General features: G+C 40.5%; 19 protein-coding genes. 14 read left to right on the forward strand and 5 right to left on the reverse strand.

Going from position 1 to position 20247, the window contains the following annotated elements; genetic code table 11:
- Window positions 1–127: 127 nt before the first annotated feature.
- The 3 genes from ACQKIH_RS18285 to ACQKIH_RS18295 all read right to left on the reverse strand — a co-directional run bounded on the left by ACQKIH_RS18285 (window position 128) and on the right by ACQKIH_RS18295 (window position 950).
- Window positions 128–352 carry a hypothetical protein gene (locus ACQKIH_RS18285; RefSeq protein ID WP_427768157.1) on the reverse strand — a complete coding sequence of 75 codons (225 nt, stop codon included), beginning with the start codon at window positions 350–352 and terminating at the stop codon, window positions 128–130.
- Window positions 353–499: 147 nt separating this feature from the next.
- The gene (locus ACQKIH_RS18290; RefSeq protein ID WP_169793447.1) at window positions 500–670 is read right to left on the reverse strand and encodes a hypothetical protein; all 171 of its coding nucleotides are present in this window, start codon (window positions 668–670) and stop codon (window positions 500–502) included.
- 148 nt (window positions 671–818) lie between these two features.
- Window positions 819–950 (reverse strand): hypothetical protein, encoded by a 132-nt coding sequence (locus ACQKIH_RS18295; protein ID WP_269084214.1) that lies wholly within the window; start codon window positions 948–950, stop codon window positions 819–821.
- A 533-nt stretch (window positions 951–1483) separates the two neighbouring features.
- On the opposite strand from ACQKIH_RS18295, the gene ACQKIH_RS18300 reads away from it, so the two are divergent.
- Both ACQKIH_RS18300 and ACQKIH_RS18305 read left to right on the forward strand, forming a co-directional pair.
- Window positions 1484–3055, forward strand: a complete 1572-nt coding sequence (locus ACQKIH_RS18300) for a flagellar assembly protein A (RefSeq protein WP_427768158.1) — start codon at window positions 1484–1486, stop codon at window positions 3053–3055.
- Window positions 3055–3786, forward strand: coding sequence for a glycerophosphodiester phosphodiesterase (locus ACQKIH_RS18305; RefSeq protein ID WP_427768159.1), 732 nt, complete (start codon window positions 3055–3057; stop codon window positions 3784–3786). Before ACQKIH_RS18300 ends, ACQKIH_RS18305 begins: the two co-directional genes overlap by 1 nt.
- Window positions 3787–3809: 23 nt before the next feature.
- Here the strand turns inward: ACQKIH_RS18305 and ACQKIH_RS18310 are convergent, their stop codons facing one another.
- Entirely contained in the window at window positions 3810–4043 is a 234-nt protein-coding gene (locus tag ACQKIH_RS18310; RefSeq protein ID WP_057987823.1) for a DUF2627 domain-containing protein, read from the reverse strand.
- A gap of 374 nt (window positions 4044–4417) precedes the next feature.
- On the opposite strand from ACQKIH_RS18310, the gene ACQKIH_RS18315 reads away from it, so the two are divergent.
- The 10 genes from ACQKIH_RS18315 to ACQKIH_RS18360 all read left to right on the forward strand — a co-directional run bounded on the left by ACQKIH_RS18315 (window position 4418) and on the right by ACQKIH_RS18360 (window position 17182).
- The gene (locus tag ACQKIH_RS18315) at window positions 4418–5512 is read left to right on the forward strand and encodes a Glu/Leu/Phe/Val family dehydrogenase (protein ID WP_057987825.1); all 1095 of its coding nucleotides are present in this window, start codon (window positions 4418–4420) and stop codon (window positions 5510–5512) included.
- A gap of 39 nt (window positions 5513–5551) precedes the next feature.
- Window positions 5552–6964: a dihydrolipoyl dehydrogenase gene (lpdA, locus tag ACQKIH_RS18320; protein ID WP_427768160.1), complete on the forward strand. Its 1413-nt coding sequence runs from the start codon at window positions 5552–5554 to the stop codon at window positions 6962–6964.
- 210 nt (window positions 6965–7174) lie between these two features.
- The gene (locus ACQKIH_RS18325) at window positions 7175–8125 is read left to right on the forward strand and encodes a thiamine pyrophosphate-dependent dehydrogenase E1 component subunit alpha (RefSeq protein WP_083493729.1); all 951 of its coding nucleotides are present in this window, start codon (window positions 7175–7177) and stop codon (window positions 8123–8125) included.
- Window positions 8125–9108, forward strand: coding sequence for an alpha-ketoacid dehydrogenase subunit beta (locus ACQKIH_RS18330; RefSeq protein ID WP_427768161.1), 984 nt, complete (start codon window positions 8125–8127; stop codon window positions 9106–9108). Before ACQKIH_RS18325 ends, ACQKIH_RS18330 begins: the two co-directional genes overlap by 1 nt.
- A 136-nt stretch (window positions 9109–9244) precedes the next feature.
- Entirely contained in the window at window positions 9245–10582 is a 1338-nt protein-coding gene (locus ACQKIH_RS18335; protein WP_057987831.1) for a dihydrolipoamide acetyltransferase family protein, read from the forward strand.
- Window positions 10583–10702: 120 nt separating this feature from the next.
- Window positions 10703–12394 carry a methylmalonyl-CoA mutase family protein gene (locus ACQKIH_RS18340; RefSeq protein WP_427768162.1) on the forward strand — a complete coding sequence of 564 codons (1692 nt, stop codon included), beginning with the start codon at window positions 10703–10705 and terminating at the stop codon, window positions 12392–12394.
- On the forward strand, window positions 12391–14541 hold the full coding sequence (gene scpA / locus ACQKIH_RS18345) for a methylmalonyl-CoA mutase (protein ID WP_427768163.1): 2151 nt from the start codon (window positions 12391–12393) through the stop codon (window positions 14539–14541). The genes ACQKIH_RS18340 and scpA overlap by 4 nt, the downstream gene beginning before the upstream one ends.
- Window positions 14541–15641: a methylmalonyl Co-A mutase-associated GTPase MeaB gene (gene meaB, locus ACQKIH_RS18350; RefSeq protein WP_427768164.1), complete on the forward strand. Its 1101-nt coding sequence runs from the start codon at window positions 14541–14543 to the stop codon at window positions 15639–15641. Before scpA ends, meaB begins: the two co-directional genes overlap by 1 nt.
- A 67-nt stretch (window positions 15642–15708) precedes the next feature.
- A complete protein-coding gene (locus ACQKIH_RS18355) occupies window positions 15709–16149 on the forward strand; it encodes a BrxA/BrxB family bacilliredoxin (protein WP_057987839.1) in 441 nt (146 codons plus the stop codon).
- Window positions 16150–16225: 76 nt separating this feature from the next.
- On the forward strand, window positions 16226–17182 hold the full coding sequence (locus ACQKIH_RS18360; RefSeq protein WP_427768165.1) for an aromatic acid exporter family protein: 957 nt from the start codon (window positions 16226–16228) through the stop codon (window positions 17180–17182).
- A gap of 24 nt (window positions 17183–17206) precedes the next feature.
- On the opposite strand, the gene prli42 is transcribed toward ACQKIH_RS18360, so the two are convergent.
- Window positions 17207–17302, reverse strand: coding sequence for a stressosome-associated protein Prli42 (gene prli42 / locus ACQKIH_RS18365; protein ID WP_008404197.1), 96 nt, complete (start codon window positions 17300–17302; stop codon window positions 17207–17209).
- Window positions 17303–17795: 493 nt separating this feature from the next.
- Here prli42 and mce point away from each other — a divergent pair, with 493 nt between their 5' ends.
- A complete protein-coding gene (mce, locus tag ACQKIH_RS18370; protein WP_427768166.1) occupies window positions 17796–18212 on the forward strand; it encodes a methylmalonyl-CoA epimerase in 417 nt (138 codons plus the stop codon).
- Window positions 18212–19771, forward strand: a complete 1560-nt coding sequence (locus tag ACQKIH_RS18375; protein WP_427768167.1) for an acyl-CoA carboxylase subunit beta — start codon at window positions 18212–18214, stop codon at window positions 19769–19771. Before mce ends, ACQKIH_RS18375 begins: the two co-directional genes overlap by 1 nt.
- Window positions 19772–20247: the final 476 nt, after the last annotated feature.

Here is a 20247-nt window from a genome sequence, read left to right on the forward strand (position 1 = left end):
AATCGTTCCTAATGATTTTTATCAGTTCATCTTCATAGTTCAAATTACAAACCTTCTTTCGTCCCTTTTATCAATATGTTATCCAATTGAGTTGATAGTCGAGAAGGCTATGGCTAGCCTAAAATATCTATGTTTGCTTATTTAATTTATACCAACCGATTATTCCGTATGTAGTAAAGCATATTGCACCTAATAAAGAGCTAGTATAGGTGGAATAAGTTGTCCAATGTCTTTTTCCATCTCCAATAGGACCGATTTTTGGAACAAAAAAATCCATATACATCATTGCGAGGGTAAATAAAAATAATACAGAACCTGTGCTAATTAAAATAATTACTTGAATTTTAGTCATCTTGTGGCCACCTACTCGATAAAATTCACCTTAATTTTCGATGAAAAAGCTTAGAAAATTAAGGCGCATTCATTCCGAAAATTCTTTATCAAAATAGAAGAATTTCTGTCGTTCAAACTATGTAGAACTCAAATTAAGAAATTTTAGTTAAGAATTTAACCGAGCCTTAATCTCTTCTAATAATTTTGTCTGCATTTTCAATTGCTTCGTTGTTGTTATAGCAAACCACAGGAAAAAAATAATGGGAACGACGGTAAATAACAATCCGAAAATCGAAAAAAAGCTAACTAACACACCACCAACACCTACTTGATTCATACATGAACACCCCCTAATGTTTCTTCATTTGATTGATAATTCCTATACTGAAATTGTAGCATAGCAATGTTCGAGATAGCTGCAAATAAATAAACAAATATTGAAAAATATGTTTATTTGTAGGCGTGGGCGGGTAAGATAATTTTAGTTATACTTTTTCTTCGTTCGGTAGATACTTGAACTCCCGCTGAACGAAAGTCATGTTCCAGGCGGGTGTCACGGATTTGAATTGTGGCAGCAAAATAATCAAATCTAGACGCAACGCCCAAGCATAATTCATTTATTTTTACCTCCTTTCTTTTAGTTTGCACGATGAATCTTTCGTATAAACTATCTTTAGCGTCCAAGGCAATTATGGACGCTCTTTTTTTATGGGAAAAGCGAATAAATATCCTAAACAAAGTATAAATGTGTTGCAAAAATTAACAATACAAGGAATTTATTTGTAAAATTTTCCGATAATTAAGGATTCAGAAGGGGGAGTAAAAGTAAAATGGATTAATCGAATTGAAATATCTTATATTTCAAAAAAATCATACATTAGACTTATAATTCAACTTATTGGGCGTGTTGAGAGAGCAACTAGCGACTAAAATAATGAATATTCTTAAGGTTTATCAAAAAAGTATCATAAATAGATTCATTATCACGAATACTTCGAATAAATAGGGATAGACCATTATCCCTATGTGAAATCGCAATACTAGGAGAGAGGTAGGGAATGTACTAAAAAAAACGGATGTTCGTAATATTTTTCTAAACAAAAATCTAATAATTGTATATACTAGAAGATAAGTGGAAGGGAGGATATACGTGGTTATTTTTGAAAATGGATTTATTGAAGTGACAGAACAGAATGGAAAAATATTTGTTGAAACATTGCAAACTGGTTTTTTATTAAAAGATTTTGATACCATTGTACGCCTAAACCCTCGAATAAAATTAACAAACTTTGCAGTGTTAAAAAATGTATTAGCAAACGTGTCAAAAACACCAGCTGAAATAGGTAAGTGGCTTCCATCAGTTACCGTGGAAGTTTCGCGTGATAAAATGTCGGCTTCACTATTTATTTATGAAACACTTGAAACGATCCGTGAAGATAAGGAAAAGTTCCAGCGAGATGTAAGCGGTTTATTAGCAGAGTACAATATTAAACATGGAATTATGGATATAAAATTAGAATCAGTTGCTTGTGGAAAAGCAATTTTAATCGCACAAGGTACCCCACCGATAAAGGGGGAAGATGCCATTGTTACCTATTTGCAAATTCCAGAACGAAAACCTGTTATTCGCGAAGATGGCAAGGCAGATTATTATGATATGAACTTTATTTATGAAATTGAAGAAGGTGCTTGGTTAGGGGAGAAAATTCATGCTGGGCCGGGTATACCTGGCTATAACGTGCATGGTGAAATCATACAAGCTCAAATGGGTCGTGATGTAGCATTAAAATATGATCGCAAATCGGCTTATGAAGTGGAAGAAGAGGATAAAACCGTTATCCGTTCAAAAATAAGTGGTGTACTTGAAGATTTAAAAGGGATGGTTGGCGTAAATCGTCATTTACCAATCAACGGTGACGTCGGTATTGAGACAGGAAATCTCGAATTTAATGGTTCAATCTCGATTCGCGGGACGGTTCAATCAGGCTTCACGGTTATTGCACAAGGTGATATTTCCATTGAGGGTGCTGAAGGTGTGTCAGGTGCTAAGCTCATCAAATCAATTGATGGCGATATTTTTATTCGTGGGGGTATTTTTGGGCTTGGGCAAACACGGATAGAAGCGGGAGGCAATATTTTTGTGAAGCACGTCAATGAAGCAAACCTCGTGGCAGGGCAAGATGTGAACATTGGATTTTATGCACTGGGCTCCAATATTAAAGGCCATTCGATTTTAGTTGATGAGCGCAAAGGCAAGATTATTGGTGGAACGGCCATCGCAAAAAGCGTAATCAAGACAGCTGTCTCTGGCAATCGTTTAGAACGACGCACGGAACTTATTATTAATAGCATCAATAAACAAGATGGCTTAGAGATGATTCAAAGTAAAGCTGCTTTATTAAAAACGATGCAAGAAGATATTTTACAGCTTGAATCGCAAGTGAATCGTGTGTTGCCCGTCGTGGGTAATTTTACGCGTCCACAAATTGCGACTTTCGAACAAACGAAGCAAAAATTAGCATCCAATAAGGAAATGGCGACGGATTTAGATCGAGAAATTAAGCAGTTAATGCATGATTTACGCAATGTAGGGCGAGAAGAGATTCACGTTACGAAAGAAGCTTATCCAGGTACATACATCCAAATTGGCAAGAAATCATCCATTTTATCAAATGCAACAAATGGGCGATTTTTACTAGAATTTGGAGAGTTGAACGTTTAATGAAACCTATTCCGATTTATGCACATCGCGGCGCATCTGCCTATGAGCTTGAAAATACGATTGAAGCGTTTGAGAAAGCGAAAGCATTAAAAGCAGATGGTATTGAGCTGGATATTCAAGTATCAAAGGATTCGATTTTAGTCGTGTTTCATGATATGGATTTAACTCGGTTAGCCGGTGTAAGAAAAAATATTAATGAGTGTACGTTTCAGGAATTATCTAAGTATAGTATCGGCACCAGATTTAAACGAATCCTATCAACGAAAAGAATCATGTCTTTTTCGCAATTAGTCAACTGGGCAAATCGCGAAAAAATTGCCTTGAATATCGAATTGAAAGAATCAGTATTAGTCAATCCAGAGGCACTTAAAAATGAAATAAGCGAATTGAAGCTACCAGCAAATAGTCACTTTTCATCTTTTCATATCGAGTTGTTAAAAATCGTGAAGGAAGTACGCCCTGATTTTGAAACGGCTCTTTTAGTAACGAAGAAATTTAATTGGCAGACATTATGTGATTTAGATTTCATTGACCATGTGCATGCGCACCGCAAATATTATAAACAACGCTATTTATCAGCTTGTGAAGAGGCGAAAAAAGGAATTCGGTTTTATGGGATTGTCGGGACAGAATCGTTTTTATCTACCCCACATCCAGCTGTAATTGGCTGGATTACGGATTATCCCGATAGAATAAGAAAAGTTCAACAAAAAAATACAACCAATACTTGAATTGACAAGTGTTGGTTGTATTTTTATTTCTGCCAGCGCGGGGCAACTTTTCCGCGTTTACGATCGCGGCGGAGTAGGAAGCCCGCAAAGAATGAAAATGCTGCGACAAAGAAGATGATGCCGACTATAAATTGTAACCAAAGCCATGGAAATGGTGAGATTAATATCCCAAATAACGTATCACGCATAAATTTAATGCCAGCAGCCATCATGATTGCTGGAATGACTAAGATGATAAATGCGACCATACGAGCCATGTGGAACCCCTCCTCTAATAACTAAACTAATTTTACAATGGTAAAATAGAAAGTCAAGAAGATGAAAAACATTCCTCAAAAAGATGAGAGAAATGTGACAAATCACGACATTTTACTATGCTTCTATAATTTTTGCCCCCTCAAATCTAAACAAACGAATACGAAAACAAGCGCTCTTTCTAATAGAAGTAATTATCTGAATATTACAATTAAAATGATTTTCGAAGTTTATGGTTGCGTGTTTTTAATTTTGAAAGTATTGTAAATTTATAGATAAATACATTGCGCGTGTTCAAGCAAATATTTATCATAAACAACAAAATAATAATAAAAGCGAGAAGTAAGCGCTTACTTATCAGAGGAGAGATGTTAATATGGAAATCTTCAAGTATATGCAAAAGTATGATTATGAACAATTGGTGTTTTGCCAAGATGAAGCATCAGGACTAAAAGCCATTATTGCCATCCATGATACGACGTTAGGTCCAGCTCTTGGAGGTTCACGCATGTGGACATATGCATCAGAAGAATCTGCAATAGAAGATGCGCTCCGACTTGCTCGTGGAATGACTTATAAAAATGCAGCAGCTGGATTAAACTTAGGTGGCGGGAAAACCGTTATCATTGGAGATCCATTTAAAGATAAAAATGAAGAGATGTTCCGCGCATTAGGCCGTTTCATTCAAGGGTTGAATGGGCGTTACATTACAGCAGAAGATGTAGGCACGACCGTAGCGGATATGGATTTAATCCATGAAGAGACAAATTATGTCACTGGTATTTCGCCAGCATTCGGTAGCTCAGGCAATCCATCACCGGTTACAGCTTACGGGGTATACATTGGCATGAAAGCAGCGGTGAAGGAAGCTTTTGGCAATGATTCACTTGAAGGTCGCACAGTAGCAGTTCAAGGCTTAGGAAACGTTGCCTATACACTTTGTGAGTACTTGCATAAAGAAGGTGCGAAATTAGTCGTGACCGATATTAATCAAGCGGCCATTGATCGCGTTATAAATGATTTTGGTGCAACAGCCGTCTCACCAGATGCGATCTATGACCAAGAAGTGGATGTTTACTCGCCATGTGCGTTAGGTGCGACTATTAATGATGAAACATTAAAAAGACTAAAAGTAAAAGTCATTGCAGGCTCAGCGAACAATCAATTAGCACAGTCAAGTCACGGTGAAGCACTTCATAAAATGGGCATTGTGTATGCACCAGACTATGTAATCAATGCGGGTGGCGTTATTAATGTAGCGGATGAATTGTATGGCTACAACCGTGAACGTGCGATGAAGCGTGTCGGGTCGATTTATACGAGCTTAGAAAAAATCTTTGACATTTCGAGAACGGAAAATATCCCAACGTATTTAGCAGCGAATCGTTTAGCGGAACAACGTATTGCACGCGTTGCCAAATCGCGCAGCCAGTTTTTACAAAACGAAAAATCGATTTTGAATGGCCGATAAGAAAAACTTTTGATTCATAGAAACAAAGGAGTGACCAGCATGGCGAAAGAGTATGATGTCGTTATTTTAGGTGGCGGGACGGGTGGCTATGTTGCTGCCATTCGCGCATCGCAATTAGGTTTAAAAACGGCTATTGTGGAAAGTGGGAAGCTTGGGGGCACATGCTTACATGCAGGGTGCATTCCAACGAAAGCATTGCTTAGAAGTGCCGAAGTATATGCACAATCAAAACGTGCCGATGAATTTGGTATCGAAATACAGCAAACCGTCCTTAATTTCGGCAAAGTTCAAGCACGCAAGGAAACGGTTGTTGAACAATTGTATAAAGGTGTTCAGCATTTGATGAAAAAAGGAAAAATTGATGTTTATAACGGCTATGGTCGCATTTTAGGACCTTCCATCTTTTCGCCAATGCCAGGGACAATTTCTGTTGAAATGAATGATGGTTCTGAAAATGAAATGCTCATTCCAAAAAACGTTATCATTGCAACGGGTTCTAGACCGAGAAAGCTTGCAGGTGTCGATATTGATGGCCAAACGATTTTTACATCGGATGAATTTTTGAACATTACGGAACTGCCAAAATCCATCATTATTGTAGGTGGGGGTGTGATCGGTATTGAATGGGCGTCGATGTTGCATGATTTTGATGTAGACGTCACGATTATCGAAGTAGGGCCGCGTATTTTACCGACAGAGGACCGCGATATTTCAACGGAAATGATGAAGCTGTTAACGAAGCGCGGCATTAAAATTTATACGAATGTCGAGTTAAATCCTGAAAATATTTCGAAATCGGATGGGCTTGTAACGGTGAAGCTTTCAGGATTAGAGCTGACAGCTGAAGCGATGCTACTGTCGATTGGTAGACAAGCGAATGTTGAAAATTTTGGCATTGACAATACGGAAATTGAAATTGAAAATGGCGTTATTCAAGTAAATGAGTCATTTCAAACGAAGGAAAGCCATATTTATGCGATAGGGGATGTGATCGGCGGTATGCAGCTAGCGCATGTTGCTTCACATGAAGGGATTTCGGCAGTGGAGCATATTGCTGGTGTACATCATATCCCGTTCCATTATGCGAATGTCGCACGAGGCGTATACAGCTATCCGGAAATTGCGAGTGTTGGTTTAACGGAAGAACAGGCAAAAAACCAAGGCTATAAAATTAAAACGGCCACTTTCCCGTTTAAAGCAATAGGCAAAGCAATCGTTTACGGAGAGACGGATGGTTTTGTGAAAGTGATTGCAGATGAAGAAACGAATGATGCAATTGGTTTCCATTTAATTGGTCCACACGCAACCGATTTAATTTCAGAAGCAGCACTTAGTCTCTTTTTAAATGCTTCACCGTGGGAAGTGGGTCAGATGGTTCACCCGCATCCAACATTGAGTGAAGTCATTGGTGAAGCGGCATTAGCAGTTGAAGGTAAGGCGATTCATTATTAACTTGATTCAGTGGGGGGCAACCCCCCAGCTGAATCAAGTTAAGCCCCGGCGGATGTCACAGATTTTTAAGGGTAGTTTTTCGAGCAAGCTCGAAAAAAATCTGGACGCAATTACGCCGAGGCGTAATTGATAAGGGAGGAGCTGTTTTGTGTGAATGAAACGGGAGTAACGCATGATCAATTAGGTTTAACGGAGGAAGATGTCCTAAAAATGTACGAAACAATGCTGCTTGCGCGACGAATTGACGAGCGCATGTGGTTATTAAATCGTGCCGGGAAAATTCCTTTTGTTATTTCTTGTCAAGGTCAGGAAGCCGCTCAAGTAGGAGCTGCATTTGCGCTGGATAATCAAAAAGACTATATCGCACCGTATTACCGTGATATGGGCGTCGTTTTACATTTTGGCATGACGGCAAAGGATTTAATGCTGTCTGCGTTTGCTAAAGCAGAGGATCCAAATTCTGGTGGGCGTCAAATGCCGGGACATTTTGGGCAGAAGAAAAATCGAATTTTAACGGGTTCTTCTCCTGTTACGACACAAGTACCACATGCAGTTGGGGTGGCGCTTGCAGGTCGATTACAACAAAAGGATTTCATCACATTTGTGACGCTTGGTGAAGGTTCATCTAACCAAGGGGATTTCCATGAAGGGGCCAATTTTGCGGGCGTTCATAAATTGCCGGTCATTATTATGGTGGAAAATAACCAATATGCGATTTCGGTGCCAGTAGAGCGTCAACTCGGCTGTGCAAAGGTATCGGATCGCGGTATTGGTTACGGAATGCCTGGTGTCACAGTGGACGGAAAAAATCCGCTTGAAGTGTATAAAGTGGTGAAAGAGGCAGCGGACCGAGCACGTAATGGCGAGGGACCTTCTTTAATTGAAGCAGTCACATTCCGTTTGACGGCACACTCGTCGGATGATGATGACCGTCAATACCGTACGGCGGAAGATATCGCAGAAGGGCGCGAAAAAGATCCGATTTTACTTTTTGAAAAGTATATAAAGTATGCAGGCATTGCGGATGAAGCTTGGTTCGAGCAAATCAATGAGCAACTGATGATCATTGTGAACGAGGCGACGGATTATGCAGAGGCCGCTCCTTATGCAGCACCTGAGGATGCACTGAAATATGTTTTCGCGGAAGGAGATGAAGCATAATGCCTGTGATTTCCTATATTGATGCGATTAATCTTGCTATGAAAGAAGAGATGGAACGAGATGACCGCGTTTTTATTTTAGGTGAGGATGTTGGGCGTAAAGGCGGCGTTTTTAAAGCGACTGCTGGTTTGTATGACCAATTTGGTGAGTACCGCGTATTAGATACCCCGCTTGCAGAAAGTGCCATTGCAGGTGTAGCTATTGGTGCGGCGATGTATGGTATGCGTCCAATCGCTGAAATGCAATTTGCTGATTTTATTATGCCAGCAGTGAATCAAATTGTTTCGGAAGCGGCTAAAATTCGTTACCGTTCGAATAATGATTGGGACTGTCCAATCGTTGTCCGTGCTCCTTTTGGGGGCGGAATTCATGGCGCGCTCTATCACTCGCAATCCGTTGAAGCATTATTTGCAGGGACACCTGGTTTAAAAATCGTTATTCCGTCCACACCGTATGATGCAAAGGGCTTATTAAAGGCGGCAATCCGTGACCCAGACCCGGTATTATTTTTCGAACATAAGCGGGCATACCGTTTAATTAAAGGGGAAGTACCGACCGATGATTACACGATTCTGATTGGTAAGGCGGATGTGAAGCGTCAAGGGGACGATGTGACGGTCATTACGTATGGTTTGGCGGTCCATTTCGCATTGCAAGCAGCAGAACGTCTAGCGAAAGATGGCATTGAAACGCATATTTTAGATTTGCGCACGGTGTATCCTTTAGACCAAGAAGCGATTATTGAAGCGGCGAAAAAAACTGGGAAAATCTTGCTCATTACGGAAGATAATAAGGAGGGTAGCATCATCAGTGAGGTCGCGGCCATTATTGCCGAGCATTGCCTCTTTGATTTAGATGCGCCAATAAAGCGATTAGCAGGGCCAGATGTGCCAGCTATGCCTTATGCGCCAACAATGGAAAAGTTCTTTATGATCAATCCTGAAAAAGTAGAGCGCGCCATTCGTGAACTAGCCGCGTTTTAACTTGATTCAGTAGAATCAAGTTAAGCCCCGGGGCGGATGTCACAGATTTTTAAGGGAAGTTTTTCGAGCAAGCTCGAAAAAATCTGGACGCAATCACGCCGAGGCGTAATTGAATTGATTTGTAGGGGGATGCCAAATGACGATTCAAAATATTACAATGCCACAATTAGGTGAAAGTGTGACGGAAGGCAAAATCGATAGTTGGTTAGTGAAAGTGGGCGACAAGGTAAATAAATATGACCCAATCGCGGAAGTAACGACCGATAAAGTAAATGCCGAAATTCCGTCCTCCTTTACTGGAATTGTGAAAGAATTGATTGCAATAGAAGGCGAAACATTACCAGTAGGTGCGATTGTTTGCTCCATCGAAGTAGAGGGCGCAGAACCACAGCAAGTACCAGCAGCAAGCAGTTCAAATGTTAGCTCAGCCATTTTAAATGCAGGGGTGCAACGACAACAGTCACAACCACCAGTAGTAGTGGAAACGCCTGACAAGAGCGAGCGTCCTAAACGTGCGGTCGGTCGTTTTTCACCGGCAGTGCTGTTATTAGCCTCGCAAAATAATGTGGATTTAGCACATGTACAAGGAACAGGACTTGAAAACCGCATTACACGAAAAGATGTGGAAGCATATATTGCGGCTGGAAAACCTGAGCCTCAAACAGAGGAACGCCCACAACTACAAGTGGTCGAGCAACAACAACACGTGCCAGAAAAAGTGAGCGCGCCAGATGTAGCGCCGAGCCGTTCGGAAAGTGTCACGACGGCTTCAGGAGATATTGAAATTCCGATTACATCTGTACGCAAGGCCATCGCGAAGAACATGGTGCGCAGTTCACTTGAAATTCCACATGCTTGGATGATGATGGAAGTTGATGTGACGGAGCTTGTCGAATATCGTGACAGCATTAAATCGGAGTTCAAGCAAAAAGAAGGCTTTAATTTAACGTACTTTGCCTTTTTCTTAAAGGCCGTCTCGCAAGCTTTAAAAGAATATCCGCTCATCAATTCCGTTTGGGCAGAGGATAAAATTATTCAAAAGAAAAATATCAATTTATCCATTGCTGTTGCGACGGATGATGCGTTATTCGTGCCAGTGATTAAAAATGTCGACGAAAAATCAATCAAAGGCATTGCCAAGGAAATTCACGAACTTTCTACAATTGTGCGAAATGGTAAGTTAAAAATGGACCATATACAAGGTGGAACGTTTACGGTAAATAATACCGGTTCATTTGGTTCAATCCAATCTATGGGAATTATTAATTATCCACAAGCAGCCATTTTGCAGGTGGAAAGTATTGTAAAAAAACCTGTCATAGTACAGGGGAATATGATTGCACCACGCCATATTGTGAATTTATGTTTGTCATTAGATCATCGAATTTTAGATGGGCTAATTTGCGGTAAATTCCTAAGTCGCGTCAAAGAATTACTCGAAAATGTCGATAAACAGAAGATGTCAGTCTACTAAAAGCACCTAGAAAGCCTGTAGTTTCGGGCTTTCTTTATTTTTTTTTCTTTATTATCAGAACATTCTCGGGTAATATATAGTACAGGAATAGAACAAGGGGGGAAGCTACATAGCGTCCATATGACAACCAATATGAAAGATGTTGAATTTCAATCAACGAGTTATGAACAATGGCAAGAAGAAGCAGTAAAAGCTTTGAAGGGGAAACCATTCGAATCCTTATTCACAAAAACAATCGACAATATTACGTTAGAGCCTCTTTATACACAACAAACATTAATTGAAAAATTAGGTGAACAATTAGAAAAACAAGTTTCCACGATTCGTACATTAACAAAAGAATCGGATTTTGCAGTAGCGCAGCAAATTGTTGGGGAAGATGCGGCAAGTTTCTTTGCAAACTTACAAGAAAGCCTAGCGCGTGGCAATGATTTCATCACAATCAATAGCCAAGTTGCTTTCGAATGGAATGAAGAAGCACTTGAACAATTAGCTGATTTTTTAACTGAATATTCATTTAAACTGAATGTACAATCAACTACTGATCAATTATTAAGCGTTTTCACAAAAATTGAAGAAGCAAAACGTGCGACTGTAGAAGGCTATATTATTGCACCTGAAGCGGTTGAATTAGCAGATTATCCAAATGTGCGTACATATGTAGCGGATACAATTCCGTTTCACAATAAAGGCGCAAATGCGGTACAAGAACTAGCGATTGCCTTAGCGCAAGCGGCTCAATTTGCAAATAGCGTGGAAGACTTCAAAGCATTTGAAAGCAAATTCTTTGTGAACTTCGCAATTGATACACAGTTCTTCTCAGAAGTTGCGAAAATTCGTGCATTTAAAGTGTTGTGGAAAGCATTTGCTTCAGCATTCGGCACTGAAGCAAGCGCTGTCCCAGTAGTAGTCGAAACATCTGTACGCAGTTTTTCAAAGCTAGATGTTTATGTAAACTTACTACGTGCAGGTAATGAAGCATTCGCAGCAGCAATTGGTGGCGCGGATGTAGTAACAGTCCATCCACATGATTGCTTAACAAAATCAACAGAGCAATCGGTTCGTATCGCGCGTAACGTGTCCCTCGTTACGAAAGAGGAATCACATGTATTAAATGTCCTTGATCCTGCTGGTGGCTCGTACTTTGTAGAGTCGTTAACAGCGGATTTTGTGAAAGAAGCGTGGGCATTATTCCTTGAAATCGAGCTAGCAGGTGGTTTGGATGCATATACAGCCCTGCAATCGGATATTGACGCGGTTTACAGTAAGCGCATTCAAGCGGTAGAAACACGCAAGCATTCATTAATTGGCACAAATATTTATGCGAACCCAGTGGATGCAATCGGAACAGTTGATAACGCACAATTTACGGATGTGAAACGTTTAGCTATTCCATTTGAAGATTTACGTGCAAACTTCGCGCAAGCAGGTGTGAAAGTAGCTATTTTAACGTTTGGTACACTTAAAAATTACAAGCCACGTGCTGATTTTGTACAAGGCTTCTTTGCAACAGCAGGTGTAGTCGCTGAGCAAACAGAAGGCTTCACGTCAATTGACGATGCGGAAAAATGGTTAGCGGATGCGGCATTTGATTATGTTGTGATCGCAGCGACCGATGAAGATACGAAAGCATTAGTTCCGGCATTACTTGAAGGGAAGCGTGCAAACCTTGTATTGGATGCAGCAGGTAAGTATAAAGAAGACGAAGCGGCTTGGACAGCAAACGGCTTAAACGGCTTTATTTTTGCAGGTCAAAACATAGTTGAAAAGTTGAACAGCGTAGTAGCGAGCGTGAAGGGGGTACAACAATGAGTAAAGCAAATTTTAATTCCGTTGTGATTGAAGACGTTTTAAATCAAGAGCAGCGTACTTCAACAGGCTCGTTTCTGACAAACGAAGGCATCGAAGTAAAATCGGTTTATAATGCTGAAGATATTCAAGATGTTAAACATATAAAAGATGTAGCAGGGATTGCGCCAAATACACGTGGACCTTACCCAACGATGTATGTAGCGCGTCCATGGACAGTACGTCAATATGCAGGTTTCTCAACTGCTGAGGAATCGAATGCCTTTTACCGCCGTAACTTAGCGATGGGACAAAAAGGGTTATCAGTTGCCTTTGACTTAGCAACACACCGCGGCTATGACTCTGATCACCCACGTGTAAAAGGTGACGTAGGTAAAGCTGGGGTAGCGATTGATTCGATAGAGGACATGAAAATTTTATTTGCGGGCATTCCGTTAGATCAAATGTCGGTTTCCATGACGATGAATGGCGCGGTATTACCAATTTTAGCATTTTATATTGTTGCGGCAGAAGAGCAAGGCGTATCACCAGATAAACTTGCGGGTACGATTCAAAATGATATTTTAAAAGAATATATGGTGCGTAATACGTATATTTATCCACCTGCAATGTCGATGAAAATTATTGCCGATATTTTTGAATTTACAGCGAAACATATGCCAAAATTCAACTCGATTTCGATTTCGGGCTATCATATTCAAGAAGCTGGTGCGACAAATGATATCGAGCTAGCTTATACACTTGCAGACGGTCTAGAATACGTACGTACTGGTTTAAAAGCTGGAATTGATATTGATGCCTTTGCACCACGTTTATCATTCTTCTGGGCGATCGGCATGAATTATTATATGGAAATTGCGAAAATGCGTGCAGCACGTCGTATTTGGGCGCAAATGATGTCAACATTCAATCCGAAAAATTCAAAGACATTAGCTTTACGTACTCATTCACAAACATCTGGCTGGTCTTTAACAGAGCAAGATCCATTCAATAACGTGACACGTACATTAATCGAAGCGAACGCAGCAGCCATGGGCCATACGCAATCACTTCATACGAACGCATTAGATGAAGCAATTGCATTACCGACTGACTTCTCTGCACGAATTGCACGTAATACACAGCTTTTCTTACAGGAAGAAACGGGAATGACAAAAGTAATCGATCCATGGGGCGGCTCTTATTATGTTGAGAAATTAACAGAAGAGTTAACAGAAAAAGCATGGGGATTAATTGAGGAAATTGAAGAACTTGGTGGTATGGCGAAAGCAATTGAAACAGGCCTACCAAAAATGAAAGTTGAGGAAGCAGCGGCAAAACGTCAAGCGAAAATCGACTCAAAAACAGAAACAATTGTTGGTGTAAATAAATTCCGTTTAGCAGAAGAGGAGCCAATTGATATTTTAGATATCGACAACGCCCTTGTACGTGACCAACAAATTGAACGCTTAAACACAATGAAGGCAGACCGTGATGAAGCAGAAGTACAAAAACATTTAGCACGTTTAACAAAAGCTGCGAAAGATGGCGGGGAAAACCTTTTAGCTGTTGCGGTAGATGCGGCTCGTGCGCGTGCTTCATTAGGCGAAATTTCGGATGCAATTGAAGTGGTATCAGGACGTCATAAAGCGATTATTCGTTCGATTTCGGGCGTATACTCTGCGAACTTCTCGGATAATGAAATGATTAAAGAAGTGAAGGACATGACAGAGGGCTTCATTGAAAATGAAGGGCGTCGTCCACGTATTTTAGTGGCGAAAATGGGTCAAGATGGGCATGACCGCGGTGCGAAAGTAATCGCAACAGGCTATGCAGACTTAGGTTTTGACGTGGATATTTCACCATTATTCATGACGCCAGAAGAAACAGCACAAATGGCCAATGAAAACGATGTCCACTGTGTCGGCGTATCAAGCTTAGCGGCAGGACATAAAACACTTGTACCAGAGTTAGTAGCAGAGCTGAAAAAATTAGGTCGAGAAGATATTATCGTTATTTGTGGCGGGGTTATCCCAGCACAAGACTATGATTTCCTATACGAATCAGGTGCAGCTGCTATTTTCGGTCCTGGTACAGTCATTCCAGTATCAGCAATTAAAATTATCGAAGAAATCTACAAAAAGCTTGGCTACGAGGAAGTGGCAGAATAATGACGAAAAATAATCAAGAGCCAAGCGCTTTATTTGTAATGGAAGGCGTAAAGGGGGGTCATGATGGCATGAATTATTCAAACCCGAAAAAATTCCGCAAAAAAAAGCAGGAACATCTTGATATTTCGAAATTAGCGGAGCAAGTTCGTGAAGGTGATCGCACTTCCTTAGCGAAGGCGATTACCTTGATCGAAAGTTCGAACAATGTGCATAAGGAAGCGGCTCAAAGGCTATTGCAGGAGCTCTTACCTTACACGGGGAATTGTATTCGCATCGGCATTACAGGTGTTCCGGGTGCAGGGAAAAGTACCTTCATTGAAGCATTTGGGACGATGCTTAGTAAGGTGGGCAAACGTGTCGCTGTACTTGCGATTGATCCAAGTTCTTCGCTGTCTGGCGGGAGTATTCTTGGGGACAAAACACGGATGGAGGAGCTCGTGCGTCAACCAAATGCCTTCGTTCGCCCATCACCAAGCGCGGGTACATTAGGTGGCGTGCATAAAAAATCACGTGAAACGATGCTCCTATGCGAGGCAGCAGGCTATGATGTGCTCCTTATTGAAACGGTCGGCGTTGGTCAAAGTGAAACTTATGTGCGCGGTATGGTGGATTTCTTCTTGCTGCTCGTGTTGACAGGGGCGGGCGATGAGCTGCAAGGCATGAAAAAGGGGATTATGGAGCTTGCCGATGGCATTATTGTGCATAAGGCGGACGGGGATAATACTCGTTTTGCCCGTAAAACAATGCAAGAGTATAAGCAAATCCTCCATTTCTTACAGCCGTCTACACCAGGCTGGATGAGTACATCTTTAACGGTGTCGTCGATGGAGAAGAAGGGGCTTGACGATGTTTGGAATATGTTAATGGAATTTGAGGCGACGGTGAAAAAGTCAAATTATTGGTCAATTCGTCGTCATGCGCAAACGCGTGATTGGTTCCATTCGATGATTACAGACCACTTAATCGACTCCTTCTATCAAAATTCTGAGCGCAAAAAACAGGTCCGTTCATTAGAGGACGATATCTTAAAAGGCCTACTCACTGTAACTCAAGGCGTGAACGCAATTTTTGATGAAAAAAAGGGCGATGAAATGTCATGATTGTGCTTTGCAGTTCTATGCTTGCACTGCTATGATTAAAGAGTACTTTGAAAGGGGCTAAAAGCTTATGAATATGGATTACGATTTATTTATGCAACAAATGACAACAACGGCACGTGCTGAAATGGAAGCAGCAGGCTATGAGCAACTACGTACACCTGAAGAGGTAGAAAATGCGTTTGCTCGCAAAGGTACTACTTTAGTAATGGTCAACTCGGTATGTGGCTGTGCTGGAGGCATTGCTCGTCCAGCGGCAACGCATTCGGTTCATTATGATAAACGTCCTGACCACCTTGTAACAGTGTTTGCAGGTCAAGACAAAGAAGCGACAAATGTTGCTCGCCATTTATTTGGTGAAGATCACATTCCTTCATCTCCATCATTTGTATTATTAAAAGATGGACAAGTAGTGGCTGAAGTAGGTCGTTATGAAATCGAAGGACATGATCCAATGTCTGTTGTAACAAACTTGCAAGGAAACTTCGAAGAATATTGCGAAGAACTATAATTTTACATGTTGTGTACGTCCTTAAGAATGCTCTTAAGGACATGCACTTCCTAAATGATGGGGGAATCGCTCCGATATGAAAAAATTTTCAATCGGCTATCGTACACTAAAAACGGCGTTCGGTGCTGCTGTTGCGATCGCAATTGCCCAATATTTTGATTTGCAATTTTTTACGGCTGCGGGTATTTTAACAATCCTTTGCATTCAGCCGACGAAGAAAAAGTCCGTTCGCGCAGTGTATACACGGATTATTGCGAGTTTGACAGGCATGCTTTATGCATTTATATTTTTCGAAACATTCGGTTATTCTCCGGTAGTATTAGGTGTTGTTTTACTGTTATTTATTCCGACAATTGTGTCGCTTGGTGTGGCGGAAGGTTTTGTTTCGAGTGCGGTTATTTTAATGCATCTCTTTTCAACAGCGAATTTTACGGTCGATTTGCTTGTCAATGAACTTTCTCTCATGGCCATTGGATTTGGAATGGGACTCATTGTCAATATGTATATGCCTGATATCGAACCAGAACTTAATTATTACCGTCTGAAAATTGAAACTATTTATAAAAAAATTCTGTTTGAAATCGCAGGTTATTTACGGAACGGTGATACGATGTGGGATGGTCAAGAGCTTATTGAAGCAGCAAACGTGTTAAATGCTGCAAAAGCGCTTGCGTTTAAAGACGTAGAGAACCATTTAACGCGGAAGGAAAACTTTTATTATGTTTACTTCGACATGCGTGAAAAACAGCTTGAAATTATTGAGCGAGTGCTACCTAAAATTACAGCGCTCCCTGTCATGACCGTTCAAGCACCGTTAATCGCTACGTTTTTAGAGGAGTTAAGTGAAAATGTTCATTCAGGAAATACAGCGAGCCATTATCGTGAAAAATTAGAAATTGTGAAAGAGGAGTTTGCAAAAATGCCACTGCCGCAAGATCACGAAACCTTTTTAGCAATGGCTGCGATGTATCAATTCATTGAAGAAATGGACGAGTATTTAATTATTAAGCAATCTTTCAAACCAAAGCACTAAAAAAATGGATGTATAAAACATCCATTACATAATTGCGGCAACGCCCATTGCAACTGTTGAAATTAACATAATAACAACCATTGAATAAACGACGATCTTTTGAAATTTTTTGTTACTCATACTTTTTCGCTCCTTCGTTTGGACTAGTAATAGTGTAACAAATCTCAAGGAATTCTCAAGTACAATTAACTAGATTCAGCAGAAATCGCCTATTTTTATAAATGGGAGATGAATGCCAAAAGTGAAATATTATTCAATGGGGATTGTTCAAACCCCGCTGAATCAAGTTAAGCCCCGGCGGATGTCACAGATTTTTTAGGGGAGTTTTTCGAGCAAGCACGAAAAAGATCTGGACGCAATTACGCCTCGGCGTAATTGGTTTTGATTAAGTAAAAAATTCTCTATTTTCCTTTGACTCGGTTGAATCGGGGAACACAGGCTACGAGCACCGCGTCTTACGACAAAGTAAGAGTAGCCCTTGTGTATCCGGAATTTTCGGAATCTTAAAATGGCTCGGAACATTTAGATAGGTTGCAATACTCATGAAATATGTATAGGCACTGCATAAACGCAGTCTTGCAAAATATTGAATTATAAAAGGAGAGTATCACGCGTGGAAAAAGTAGATCATATTGGTATTGCCGTTCGTAATATTGATGAACGGATTACATATTATACAAATACGTTAGGTTTAAAACTATTAAAAGTAGAAGAAGTAGAATCGCAGCAAGTTAAAGTAGCTTTCATTGATGCGGGCAACGTGAAAATCGAATTGCTTGAGCCAATGAGTGAAAAAAGTGCGATTCATGGCTTTTTAGAAAAACGCGGAGAAGGCATTCACCATGTGGCATTTGGCGTAACAGGTATCCGCGAGCGCATGGCAGAACTTCGTGAAAAAGGTGTGCGCTTACTTTCGGACGAGCCAGGACCAGGTGCTGGTGGCGCAGAAGTAGCATTTTTACACCCAAAAGATTCTTACGGTGTGCTTTATGAATTATGCGATAAAAGTGGAAAAGGGGATAACGAATAATGACAATTACACTAGATATGTTTGACAAAATTAACGAACTTTATGACCGCAAGCAAATTATTGAATTAGGTGGCGGTGATGCCCGCATTGAAAAGCAACACGAAAAAGGCAAAAAAACAGCTCGTGAACGTATTGCATTGCTTTTAGATGAAGGCACATTTGTTGAAATTAACCCATTCATTACACACCGTACAGTAGACTTCGGTATGGAAAAATTAGAAGGACCTGGCGATGGTGTTGTGACTGGTTTTGGTAAAATTAATGGCCGTAACGTTTATTTATTCGCACAAGATTTCACGGTATTTGGTGGAGCACTTGGTGAAATGCACGCGAAAAAAATCGCAACGGTTATGGATTTAGCTGCGAAAAACGGTACACCATTTATCGGCATTAACGATTCAGGCGGTGCACGTATTCAAGAGGGCGTATTATCGCTAGATGGCTATGGGCATATTTTTTACCGTAACTCGATTTATTCTGGTGTTATTCCACAAATTTCAGTAATCATGGGGCCATGTGCTGGTGGAGCAGTTTATTCTCCAGCAATCACAGACTTTATTTTAATGGTGGATAAAACGTCACAAATGTTCATTACAGGTCCAAAAGTAATCGAAACAGTAACAGGTGAGAAAATTTCAGCTGAAGGTTTAGGTGGTTCAAAAGTACACAATGCGGTATCGGGTAACGCACACTTCCGCGCAGAAGATGAAGATGCAGCAATCGCTCAAATTCAACAATTACTGTCTTACTTACCACAAAACAATAAAGAAAAAGCACCGAAGCAACCGTATACTGCAGGTGACGAGTACCGTTCTGAACTAGTAGATGTTGTGCCAATTGACCAAACAAAATCTTATGATGTACGTAAAGTAGTAGAGCAGGTCGTGGATGAAGGCTCGTTCATGGAAGTTCAAAAAGAATTCGCGAAGAACATCGTAGTTGGTTTCGCACGCATCGCGGGTGAATCAGTTGGTTTAGTATGTAACCAACCGAAATTCTTAGCAGGTGGGTTAGATATTGATTCATCTGATAAATTAGCACGTTTTGTTCGTACTTGTGACGCATACAACGTACCGGTGATTACATTCGAAGACGTATCTGGTTTCTTCCCAGGTGTTAAACAAGAGCACGGTGGTATTATCCGTCACGGCGCGAAAATCCTTTATGCATATTCAGAAGCAACTGTGCCAAAAATTACAGTTATTTTACGTAAAGCATACGGCGGTGCATATGTGGCATTAAACTCAAAATCAATCGGTGCAGACTTAGTGTTTGCATGGCCAAACGCAGAAATCGCAGTAATGGGTGCAGCAGGTGCAGCAAACATTATCCATGCAGGTGAAATCGCAAAATCGGCAGATCCAGAAGCAACACGTGCTGCGAAAATTGAAGAATATAAAGAAAAATTCGCAAACCCATACGTAGCAGCTTCACGCGGTATGGTAGATGACGTAATCGACCCACGCGAAACACGTATTAAATTAATTAAAGCATTAGATATGCTTTCTACAAAACAGGAAGATCGTCCGTATAAAAAACACGGAAATATTCCACTATAATTTCCATTTAAAAGATACAGCTTGAGAGAATAGCTGAATAGATTATTAGAGAAGGGCAGAGACGTTGGTTGAACAGCGTTTCTGCTTTTTTTAAGTGATTTGGTTGGTATGGGTAGGGGAGATTAGCAATTGATAACTGTATAGAACAAGTGCTTATTTATTCTGTCAAAACCAAATTGTACATCTATTGAAATATTAAGAAAGAACCCCTATAAAGGTGTCCCATTCATGAGATTTTACAACTTAAAGAAATATACATGATTTTATGCAAAGTGAAAAACAAACGAAACAAGTGAAAATATGGCTACATCAACCGTTTGCGCCACTTGTAAAAAAAAACGTATAAACAATGTTCATAAAAATAGCCGCGAACGTTGATTTTGAACTGCTCCCTGTCAAGTAGACAGCGGAAATAATAAAAATACTTTAAGCGGCTTGAACCCTGTATTCTAGAGGGCTTAAGCCGTTTAATTTTT

It is taken from the genome of Solibacillus cecembensis (assembly GCF_050272495.1).
Classification (GTDB): domain Bacteria; phylum Bacillota; class Bacilli; order Bacillales_A; family Planococcaceae; genus Solibacillus; species Solibacillus cecembensis.

What these genes read in the sequence shown, in the direction of transcription:
- ACQKIH_RS18360 (WP_427768165.1), top strand. Translation starts at nt 16,226, where the DNA reads ATGAAAAAATTTTCAATCGGCTATCGTACACTAAAAACGGCGTTCGGT.
- ACQKIH_RS18325 (WP_083493729.1), top strand. Translation starts at nt 7,175, where the DNA reads ATGTACGAAACAATGCTGCTTGCGCGACGAATTGACGAGCGCATGTGG.
- ACQKIH_RS18305 (WP_427768159.1), top strand. Translation starts at nt 3,055, where the DNA reads ATGAAACCTATTCCGATTTATGCACATCGCGGCGCATCTGCCTATGAG.
- ACQKIH_RS18295 (WP_269084214.1), bottom strand. Translation starts at nt 950, where the DNA reads ATGAATTATGCTTGGGCGTTGCGTCTAGATTTGATTATTTTGCTGCCA.
- prli42 (WP_008404197.1), bottom strand. Translation starts at nt 17,302, where the DNA reads ATGAGTAACAAAAAATTTCAAAAGATCGTCGTTTATTCAATGGTTGTT.
- meaB (WP_427768164.1), top strand. Translation starts at nt 14,541, where the DNA reads ATGACGAAAAATAATCAAGAGCCAAGCGCTTTATTTGTAATGGAAGGC.
- ACQKIH_RS18315 (WP_057987825.1), top strand. Translation starts at nt 4,418, where the DNA reads ATGGAAATCTTCAAGTATATGCAAAAGTATGATTATGAACAATTGGTG.
- ACQKIH_RS18330 (WP_427768161.1), top strand. Translation starts at nt 8,125, where the DNA reads ATGCCTGTGATTTCCTATATTGATGCGATTAATCTTGCTATGAAAGAA.
- ACQKIH_RS18375 (WP_427768167.1), top strand. Translation starts at nt 18,212, where the DNA reads ATGACAATTACACTAGATATGTTTGACAAAATTAACGAACTTTATGAC.
- scpA (WP_427768163.1), top strand. Translation starts at nt 12,391, where the DNA reads ATGAGTAAAGCAAATTTTAATTCCGTTGTGATTGAAGACGTTTTAAAT.
- ACQKIH_RS18355 (WP_057987839.1), top strand. Translation starts at nt 15,709, where the DNA reads ATGAATATGGATTACGATTTATTTATGCAACAAATGACAACAACGGCA.
- ACQKIH_RS18285 (WP_427768157.1), bottom strand. Translation starts at nt 352, where the DNA reads ATGACTAAAATTCAAGTAATTATTTTAATTAGCACAGGTTCTGTATTA.
- lpdA (WP_427768160.1), top strand. Translation starts at nt 5,552, where the DNA reads ATGGCGAAAGAGTATGATGTCGTTATTTTAGGTGGCGGGACGGGTGGC.
- ACQKIH_RS18290 (WP_169793447.1), bottom strand. Translation starts at nt 670, where the DNA reads ATGAATCAAGTAGGTGTTGGTGGTGTGTTAGTTAGCTTTTTTTCGATT.
- ACQKIH_RS18340 (WP_427768162.1), top strand. Translation starts at nt 10,703, where the DNA reads ATGACAACCAATATGAAAGATGTTGAATTTCAATCAACGAGTTATGAA.
- ACQKIH_RS18310 (WP_057987823.1), bottom strand. Translation starts at nt 4,043, where the DNA reads ATGGCTCGTATGGTCGCATTTATCATCTTAGTCATTCCAGCAATCATG.
- ACQKIH_RS18335 (WP_057987831.1), top strand. Translation starts at nt 9,245, where the DNA reads ATGACGATTCAAAATATTACAATGCCACAATTAGGTGAAAGTGTGACG.